6 protein-coding genes are annotated in these 9,735 nt (G+C 71.1%); all 6 read right to left on the bottom strand.

Annotated features, from left to right (window positions below):
• Window positions 1–730: 730 nt before the first annotated feature.
• The gene (locus ACIA8K_RS37120) at window positions 731–3,025 is read right to left on the bottom strand and encodes an FtsX-like permease family protein (protein WP_396068111.1); all 2,295 of its coding nucleotides are present in this window, start codon (window positions 3,023–3,025) and stop codon (window positions 731–733) included.
• Window positions 3,022–3,696, bottom strand: a complete 675-nt coding sequence (locus tag ACIA8K_RS37115; RefSeq protein ID WP_396068109.1) for an ABC transporter ATP-binding protein — start codon at window positions 3,694–3,696, stop codon at window positions 3,022–3,024. The genes ACIA8K_RS37120 and ACIA8K_RS37115 overlap by 4 nt, the downstream gene beginning before the upstream one ends.
• On the bottom strand, window positions 3,693–4,217 hold the full coding sequence (locus ACIA8K_RS37110) for a PadR family transcriptional regulator (RefSeq protein ID WP_396068107.1): 525 nt from the start codon (window positions 4,215–4,217) through the stop codon (window positions 3,693–3,695). The genes ACIA8K_RS37115 and ACIA8K_RS37110 overlap by 4 nt, the downstream gene beginning before the upstream one ends.
• A 157-nt stretch (window positions 4,218–4,374) precedes the next feature.
• On the bottom strand, window positions 4,375–4,827 hold the full coding sequence (locus tag ACIA8K_RS37105; protein ID WP_396068105.1) for an SRPBCC domain-containing protein: 453 nt from the start codon (window positions 4,825–4,827) through the stop codon (window positions 4,375–4,377).
• 165 nt (window positions 4,828–4,992) lie between these two features.
• Window positions 4,993–5,841 carry a helix-turn-helix transcriptional regulator gene (locus ACIA8K_RS37100; protein ID WP_396068102.1) on the bottom strand — a complete coding sequence of 283 codons (849 nt, stop codon included), beginning with the start codon at window positions 5,839–5,841 and terminating at the stop codon, window positions 4,993–4,995.
• A 143-nt stretch (window positions 5,842–5,984) separates the two neighbouring features.
• Window positions 5,985–9,581, bottom strand: a complete 3,597-nt coding sequence (gene metH / locus ACIA8K_RS37095) for a methionine synthase (protein WP_396068100.1) — start codon at window positions 9,579–9,581, stop codon at window positions 5,985–5,987.
• Window positions 9,582–9,735: the final 154 nt, after the last annotated feature.

Genomic DNA, 9,735 nt, shown 5'->3' with positions numbered 1-9,735 from the left:
TGGTGGCCCTTATTCGAGCGCGATAAGGGCCACCAGAGCCGCAAGGATCTTGCATCCCGCCAGATGGACGCGAGATCCCGCACAACGAACCCATCGCGGCGCGGAGCGCCCGAACTGCTGTGGCTCTGGCGCGGCGACACGCGAGAGCCAAGATCGGCTTGCTCTTTGGCAAGCTCTCGGCTTCGGTGCCAGCCCTTGCAACCACCCAGGCCAAGATCAACCGGCCCTCCCGGCCACATCGCTCCCTCGGCGCAGGCCCTTGCGACCACCCAGACCGCAACCGCCCTGACCGCAGCCGCCTGACCGTAACCGCCGGACCGCAGCCGTCCTGACCGCGACCGCCCAGACCGCAGCCGCCCAGACCGGCCGCCGCTTACTGACCTCTGCGGTCAGGGTGAGCGCGCCTCAGAGGCTTCTATATAACGAAATTTCGGGCGCGGAGTGCTCGACCCGCACCCCGACCACGAAACCCCAGTAGACGATGACCGTGCTGCCCCCGCGTGCCGCGAGACCGCCGACCAGCCGAAACAAACCGCCACACTCCCGGCCTCGATGCCAGCCTTCGATCGTCAGGCCCCAGACCGCCGCCCATCGGATAAGCAACAGAGCCGGGAGCATCCGGGCCGCGACCACCCACAGAGCGGGAAATCAAGCTCTTGATCTTGGGGGTACGGGCCACGTCGCCCACAGCCCGAGCCGGTCGACAGACGCCGCCGCTTGAGCGATTCCGTCACTCGGTACGGAGGCCGGTGGGCCGGGTGAGGCGCCACAGGAGCGGCAGGCTGGCCAGCGTCGCGAGCAGGATGACCAGGACGGCGGCAGCGGTGGTAAGGCCCATTCCGGTCCAGTCGAGGCTGATCGGGGCATCGGCGGCGGTCTGCAGGATCAGACCTAGGCCGGCGCCGGTGATGACGGCCAGCACCATGCCGAGCAGGACCGGGATGGCGACCTGGTAGAGCACGGAGCCGGTGAGCGTGGCGCGGCGGGTGCCGAACGCGACAAGGACCGCGAGCAGCCGGCGGCGCTCGTTGAGCTGCTCGGCGACGTTGACGACCATGCTGGCGCCGATCAGCAGCAGCAGCGCGGTGGCGAGCACAAGCAGCGCCTGCCGGATGCCGATCAGGATCGACTCGAACACCCGGTCCTGGATGAGGCTGACGCCGGCGGTCGGGTCGACGCCGGCGACAGTGTTGCGGAGCCGGTCGATCGCGGCTGGGTCGTCGGTGAGGGCCACGTAGTACTCGACGGTGGACGCCTCGGGCCGCACGCCACCGAGCGCGCCCGGCGTGATCAGGACGGCGGCCGGCACCGCGCCCATCGCACCGGGGATCGGCGGCACCGTGGTCGCGTCGGCGGGCAGCGTCCACTGCGCTCCTGGGCTGCCGAGGTCGTAGCGGCCACCGGCGGTGACCGGGGCGCCGGTGGTGAGGAACGTGTCGCCGTCCGCGCAGGTGCCGATGTGGGCGAACTGGCGCAGCAGCGTGCAGTCGCCGATCTGCATAAGCGTTTCCGCGCCCCCGCCGGATGCGCCGGATGCGGTGGCCCAGACCGCGGTCTCGGTGGAGACCGCGGTGACGCCGGGCGCGGTACGCAGCGCGGCCTCCCACCGGGCGGTGTCCATGTCCATCGGCCAGACCGTGACCTGGAAGTCGTCGGCGCTGCGGCCGGTCTCGTGCGTGTACTGCGCCTGAACCGCGACGAGCAGCCCTTGCAGGGCGATGGCGCCGGCGACGGAGACCGCGATGCCGGAGACCGCGCGCACGGCCGTGCCGCTGTCGAGCTGCAGCCGCCGGACGGCCAGTTCCCAGGCGACGCTGCCGCCGCCGAGCCGGCGCACGGTCGCGTCGACCCACCAGGGCAGCAGCAGCGCCACGCCGACGAGCAGCGCGATCAGTCCGGCGAGGATCTGGACCTGGGCGCCGGTGTCCTCCTCGCCGAGCCCGTCGTAGAGCGGCCAGAGCAGCGCGAGTCCGAGCACCGGCAGGATCAGCCGCCACCACAGCCGCCGGGGGCGGTCTGTGCTGAGCCGGACGACACCGAGCGGCTCGACGACGACCTGGCGCAGTGCGGACAGCGTGACGAGCACGGCCGAGACCGGGACCAGCACCACGGCCAGGATCGCGAGCGCCGGGACCGGGCGGGCGTCGGCCGGGTAGAAGCTCATGCCGGCCGGCACGAACCGGCCCGCGGTGACGACCGCGAGGGCGAACAGCAGGCCGCCGAGGAGCAGGCCGAGCAGCGCGGCGGTGAGCGTCTCGCCGGCCGCGATCCGCCGGGTCATGCCCGCGTCCGCGCCGACCAGCCGGACCGCGGCGAGCCGCCGGTCGCGGGTTTCGCTGCCGAACCGGACCGCGGTGGCGACGAACACGCCGACCGGGACCAGGAGCGCGGCCAGGCCCATCGCGCCGAGCAGCAGCAGGACCGGGTCCAGGCCCTCGTCGATCTCGGGCCGGCCGAACTCGCCGACGCGTTGTGCGGTGTCCTCGGTGAGCCGGTCCGTGCCGATGTAGACGACAAGCTCGCCGGGGCCGCCCAGGCCGGCCGGGCCGATCTCGCCGGCCACCCGCGCGTGCCACCGGTCGCGCAGCAGCGCGCCGTCGGCGGAGTTCAGCAGTGCGGCGAGCGCCGGGGAGACCATGATCTCGCCCGGTCGCGGGAGTGCGGTCAGGCCGGCGGGGAGCGCCGGGCGGGTGCCCTCGGCCTGGAGCATGCGGCCGAGGATGCGCTGCTCACGGAAGTCGGTGTTCGCGACCGCGAGCAGTACGGTGGTGTCACCGCGGGCCACGGTGTGCTCGGAGGGGATCGGCTCGGTACGGTCGGCCAGCCGGGCGCTGCGCGCGGCGACGAGCGTGGGAATGCTTGCGGTGATCAGCAGCATCGCCACGCCGAGGCCGACACCGGCCGCGATCATGGCGAGTCGCGCCCACCCGGCCCGGCCGCCGGCCACGCTCAGCCGCACGCCGAGCGCGAGGTCACCGGCCCAGCGCCGGGACGCGGACCGCGGCCTGATCCTCAGATCGCTCACTGTGCGAACTCCTGCTCGCGGACGCGCCCGTCGCGGACCACTGCCTCCCGGTCGGAGTAGGCCGCGACGCGGGCCTCGTGCGTCACCAGCACCACTGCCGCGCCGGTCTCCCGCGCCGCGCCGGTGAACAGCGTCATCACGCGCTCGCCGTTGAGCGAATCGAGCGCGCCGGTCGGCTCGTCCGCGAAGATCACCCGGGGCCGGGTGACGAGCGCACGGGCGACCGCGACCCGCTGGCCCTGCCCGCCGGAGACCTGGCCGGGCCGTTTGCCCGCCACATCGTCGACCTCCAGCCGCTCAAGCCAGCTCGCGGCCGCGACCCGGGCCTCCCGCCGCCGGACGCCGCACAGCCGGAGCGGCAGCGCCACGTTTTCCAGGCAGGTCAGCTCCGGCACGAGCTGCCCGAACTGGAACACGAACCCGAACCGGGTCCGCCGCAGCTCGCTGCGGGCCGTGTCGGACATGGCGGCCAGGTCGTCGCCGTCGAACAGCACCCGCCCGGACTCCGGCGTGAGGATGCCGGCCAGGCAGTGCAGAAGCGTGGACTTGCCGGACCCGGACGGCCCCATCAGCGCCAGCACCTCGCCCGCGCGCACGGTCAGTGACGCGCCGTCCAGCGCGGTGGTCGGCCCGAAGCTCAGGTGCAGGTCGTGAGCGGTCAGCAGCGTCATCGGGCGATCCTCTCGGCGAGCTGGTCGAGCCGGGCGGCGGTCAGCTCCAGCCACCGGAGGTCGGCCTCCAGGTGGAACAGCGCGTGGTCGCAGATCAGCGCGTCGGCCAGGTCGCCGTCGGATTTGCGCCGGGTCAGCTCCCGCATCAGCCGCAGGTGTTCGTGTCGCTGGGTGTCGAGCAGATCGTTCGCGTCGCGGCCGGTCATCAGCGCGAGGACGATCTTGGTGAAGAGCGTGCTCTGCAGGTACGGCTCGGGTTTCTCCGGCCGGGCCAGCCAGCCCGCCACATCGGTGACGCCGGCGTCGGTGATCGCATAGCGTTTCCGGTCCGGCCCGTCGCCGGGCTCGGACTCCACCTCGACCAGCCCGTGCTTGAGCAGCCGCGCGAGCGTGGAGTAGACCTGCCCGTAGTGCAGCGGCGCGCGCCCGGCCCCGAAACGCTCGTCGTAGTTCCGCTTGAGGTCGTATCCATGAGCCGGGCCGCTCTCCAGCAGCCCAAGCAAGGCGAATCCCACCGACATGCCCGCCACTGTACACCCGGTTTATACACCCGGTGTGTACGCGCGCCCGATCGGTCACGAACAGGGCCGCGGTTCCGCCGCTGGTCATGCCTGGAGCGAAAACCGCCCGCACCGTCGGGCCAGGGCCGGACGGTGCGGGCGCTCGGGTTCTCCCTGATTACCGTCGAGCAGCCTCGACCAAGCCGTCCAGCCAGGCCTGATGGCCGTTCAGCACCGGGTCGGGCCGCATCGCGGCGAGAGCCGCGGCAGGCTTGCCGATCTGCGACTCCTGGGTGAGGATGCGGACTCGCCCGCCGGGCAGATCCTCGACCAGCCACGCGTGGAGAGCTTCCGCACGCTCTGCGGGGCCGCCCTCCAACAGTCCGGTCCAGGAAAGTCGTCCCGGGACGTCAGGCGTGGGCGCCTTCAGTTCGACGATGCGCGCGTCGATCGGCGGGAATCCCAATGAGCTGAAGCTGAACCGCGTTCCGTCGCGCAGCTGCGGCCCGTCGCTGTCGGGGAACGAGATGTCGGAGACACCGTCGTAATACGATTCCCAGGTGGAGGTGTCGACCAGGTGACGCCACACCGTGCGGGCACTCAAGCCGCTCACGATGACCTCGTTCGACACGAAGTTGTCCCCGGTGCCGGGGAGGTAGCGCTCGGGCCAGGAAACAGAATTCTGCATAGGTGTGCACCCGCGATGTCAGGGGACGGGCCTCTGCTGGCCGCGCCGCGTTCCATGGCGAAAGGTTAGGAGCCACCGCTCACGTCAACCACGCACAAAAGGTATGGGTCAGGACGGCAGCGTCGCGCGGAGCCGATCCAGGCGGGCGGCCGCGGTCGGATCGGCCGGGCGCAGCAGGAGGAGTCGCTGGCTGGAGTCCTGGCTCAGCGTCACGACGGGTTCCATGTCGAGCCGGCCGACCGTCTCGTTGACCAGTTCCTTGTGGGTGCATCGCATCGGCGCGACCGGGTGTGCGGCCCACAGTTCGGCGAATTCGGGGCTGGCCGTGCAGAGCATCGTCGCGAAGTTCTGGGCCCGTTCGTCGCGGTCGTGCGGGTCGAGGATCGCGCGCAGCCCGGCGACGTACGACAGGCTGGTCTTGCCGTGCTGCCAGGTGGCCTCGGTCCGGGAACGCCAGTCGGGCTCGGTGAACCACCGCCAGACGATGTTCGACGCCGGCCAGACGCTGCCGGCCATCGTGCCGAACAGGGCCGCGAACATGTCGTTGTGGACCAGGACAGTGCTCATGTCGTCGCAGATCGCGGCGGGCACGTTCGCGGTGAGCAGGTCCATCGTCGCCAGGAGCCCGGGATCTGTCACGCCGGCGGGTTCCCACGGCCGTGGGGCCGCGTGGCCGGCCAGCAGGTAGAGGTGGTCGCGTTCGTGCCCGGTCAGCCGCAGGGTGCGCGCCAGCGAGGCGAGCATCGACGCGGAGGGGGCGGGGCCCCGGCCCTGCTCCAGCCGTTCGTAGTACACGGTCGACATGTTGGCCTGCGCTGCCACCTCGTCGCGCCGGAGCCCGGGGGTGCGCCGGCGCCCATGGGGGACGATGCCGATCGCCTCCGGCGACAACGACTCCCTCCGGCGCCGCAGCACGTCACCGAGTTCACTGAGCATCGTCTCGCGTGGACCTGTCACAGATGATCATTCTGCCAGCGCGCGCAATGCCGGTACGCACGAAGCCACCCACGGGCCCGCGGCCCGCGGGAGCATGCGGCACCCGGCCACGGCGGAAGCGGGAAAATGTGCTGCTTCGTGGTGGCCGGGCGCCGCAGGCGCGGTCAGCTGGGGTCGTAGGCGAGGTTGGGGCGCAGCCAGCGTTCGATCTCGTCGAGCGGGAGGCCGCGGCGGGTGGCGTAGTCGGTGACCTGGTCGCGGCCGAGGCGTCCGACGGTGAAGTAGCGGGAGTCGGGGTGGGCGAAGATGAGGCCGGAGACGGCGGCGGCCGGGGTCATCGCGAACGATTCGGTCAGGTTGATGCCGATCTCCTCCGCGCCGAGGAGCGTGAAGAGGTCGCGCTTCTCGCTGTGGTCGGGGCTGGCGGGGTAGCCGAGCGCGGGCCGGATGCCGCGGAACCGCTCCGCGTGCAGGTCGGCGAGGATCGGGTCGGCGTCGGGCTCGAACCATTCGCGGCGGGCCTGCAGGTGCAGGTGTTCGGCGAACGCCTCGGCGAGCCGGTCCGCGATGGCCTTGACCATGATGGCCTTGTAGTCGTCCTGCTCGGCCTCGAAGCCGGCCGCGAGTTCCTCGGCGCCGTGGATCGCGACCGCGAAGCCGCCCAGGTGGTCGCCCGCACCGGCGGGTGCGATGTAGTCGGCGAGGCAGCGGTTCGCGCGGCCCTCCGGCTTCTGCGTCTGCTGGCGCAGCATCGGGAACGTGACGCCCTCGGTGGACAGCACGATGTCGTCGCCGTCCGCGTGGGCGGGCCAGAAGCCGTACGCGCCGGATGCGCGTAGCGTCCCGTCCGCGATGATCGTGTCGAGCATGGCGTTCGCGTCGTCGAACAGTTCGCGGGCGACCGGCTGGTCCAGGATCGCCGGGTACTTGCCCTTGAGTTCCCAGGCCAGGAACAGGAACTGCCAGTCGATCATGGTACGGAGTTCCGCGATCGACGGCGTGACACGGCGGACTCCGGTGAACACGGGCGTCGGGATCTCGTCGAACGGCACCCGCTCGTGGTTCTCCCGCGCCTGCGCGAGCGTGAGCAGCGGCTGGGAGTGCCGGTTCTCGTGGGCGATCCGCAGCCGCTCCTGCTCGGCCAGGTTCGCGGTCCGCAGCGTGACCTTACGGTCGGAGTCGAGCAGGTCGGAGACGACGCCGACGACCCGGGACGCGTCGAGCACGTGCACGGTGTCGCCGGTGTAGGCGGGCGCGATCCGGACCGCGGTGTGCTGCTTGGACGTGGTGGCGCCGCCGACGAGCAGCGGGAGCGTCATGCCGCGGGCCTGCATCTCGGCGCCGACCGCGACCATCTCGTCGAGCGACGGGGTGATCAGGCCGGACAGGCCGATCGCGTCCGCACCCTCGGCGAGCGCGGTCTCCAGGATCTTGGCGGCCGGGACCATCACGCCGAGGTCGATGACCTCGTAGTTGTTGCAGCCGAGCACGACGCCGACGATGTTCTTGCCGATGTCGTGGACGTCGCCCTTGACGGTGGCGAGCACGATCTTGCCCTGCCCGCGGCTGCCGGCCTTCTCCTTCTCCATGTACGGCTCCAGGTAGGCCACCGAGCGCTTCATCACGCGGGCGCTCTTGACCACCTGGGGGAGGAACATCTTGCCGGAGCCGAACAGGTCGCCGACGACCTTCATGCCGTCCATCAGCGGGCCCTCGATCACGTCGAGCGGCCGGGGCAGCGCCTGCCGGGCCTCCTCGGTGTCGGCCTCGACGAAGTCGACGATGCCGTGCACGAGCGCGTAGGACAGCCGCTCGCCGACCGTGCCCTCCCGCCAGGAGAGGTCGACGGTGCGCTTGGTGCCGGAGCCGGTGACAGTGGACGCGAACGTGACGAGCCGGTCGGTGGCGTCCTCGCGGCGGTCGAAGATGACGTCCTCGACCATTTCGAGCAGGTCGGCGGGGAGGTCGCTGTAGACGGCGAGCTGACCGGCGTTGACGATGCCCATGTCCAGGCCGGCCTGGACCGCGTGGAAGAGGAACGCGGAGTGCATGGCCTCGCGGACCACGTCGTTGCCGCGGAACGAGAACGACAGGTTGGAGATGCCGCCGGAGGTGCGCGCGCCCGGGCACCGCTCCTTGATCAGCGGCAGCGCGTCGATGAACGCCTTCGCGTAGCCGTTGTGCTCCGAGATCCCGGTCGCGACGGCGAGCACGTTCGGGTCGAAGATGATGTCGTCCGGTGCGAAGCCGATGCCCACCAGCAGGTCGTAGGCGCGTCCGCAGATCTCCACCTTGCGCGCGGTGGTGTCCGCCTGCCCCTGCTCGTCGAACGCCATCACCACGGCGCCGAGCCCGTAGGACTTGATCACACGAGCCTGCTCGAGGAAGGGCGAAGGGCCCTCCTTCAGCGAGATCGAGTTGACGACGCCCTTGCCCTGCACGCACTTCATGCCCGCTTCGAGCACGCTGAACTTCGAGCTGTCGATCATGACCGGGATGCGGGCGACCTCCGGCTCGGTCGCGATCAGGTTCAGGAATGTGGTCATCGCGGTCTCGGAGTCGAGCAGGTCCGCGTCCATGTTCACGTCGAGCAGGTTCGCACCGCCGCGGACCTGCTCCAGGGCCACGTCGACCGCGCCCTGGTAATTGTTCGACTCGATCAGCCGGCGGAACTTCGCGGAGCCGGTGACGTTGGTCCGCTCGCCGATCATGACGAAGCCGGTGTCCGGTCCGATCTCGAACGGCTCCAGCCCGGAGAAGCGGGTGGTCGGCTTCGGCGGGTTGATCACGCGGGGCTTCTCGGCGCGCGCGGCGGCGGCGACCTGCGCGATGTGCGCGGGTGACGTGCCGCAGCAGCCGCCGACGATGTTGACCAGGCCGGCGTGGGCGAACTCGCCGACGAGCGCGCCGGTCTGCTCCGGCGTCTCGTCGTAGCCGCCGAACGCGTTCGGCAGGCCGGCGTTCGGGTGCGCGGTGACGAACACGTTGGCGATCTTGGCGAGTTCCGCGACGTGCGGGCGCATCTCCTTGGCGCCGAGCGAGCAGTTCACGCCGACCGCGAACGGCTCGGCGCGCTCGACGGACCGCCAGAACGCCTCGACCGTCTGCCCGGACAGCGTGCGGCCGGACAGGTCGACGATGGTGACGGAGATCCAGAGCGGGATCTGCGGCGCGACCGCGCGGGCGGCGGCGACCGCGGCCTTCACGTTGAGCGTGTCGAAGGTCGTCTCGATCAGGAACAGGTCCACGCCGCCCTCGACCAGGGCCAGCATCTGCTCCTCGTAGGTCGCCTTGACCTGGTCGAACGTGACCGTACGGTAGGAGGGGTCGTCGACGCGCGGTGACAGTGACAGCGTGACGTTGAGCGGCCCGACCGAGCCGGCCACCCACTTGCCGCCGGCCTCGTCCGCGGCCTGCCGGGCCAGCCGGGCGGCCTGCACGTTCATGTCCCGGACCAGGTGTTCCAGCCCGTAGTCGGCCTGCGCGATGGCGGTGGCGGTGAACGTGTTCGTGGTGGTGATGTCCGCACCCGCGGCCAGGTACTGCCGGTGGACGTCGAGGATGACGTCCGGGCGGGTCAGGTTGAGCAGGTCCGGGTCGCCGGTGACGTCCTTGGGATGGTCTGCCGGGATCATCGGGCCGCGATAGTCCGCTGGCGCCAGCTTGGCCCCCTGGAGCATGGTTCCCCAGGCGCCGTCGAGGACCCCGATCCGCTCGCTCAGCAGTTGCTTCAGCGCATCGATGCGCGTGGTGTCACTCACTGTCGACCTCCTCCGAAAGGCTGTCTTCGGAGGCGCCCTTGTCACAAGTCGATCCAGGTCGAGCGTGGCGGGGTTGGTCCCGTCGCAGCGCCTCTCGGCCCGGTCGCCAAGACTACCCGATTCCGGTGCGCCGCCGGCTCGCTGGTGCGGCCTG

Origin of the sequence: Catenuloplanes sp. NPDC051500, assembly GCF_044454585.1 — a bacterium.
In the GTDB taxonomy this organism is placed as follows: domain Bacteria; phylum Actinomycetota; class Actinomycetes; order Mycobacteriales; family Micromonosporaceae; genus Catenuloplanes.
Note: the sequence above shows the minus strand (reverse complement) of the source record. Positions and strands in the feature narration are given on the sequence as shown.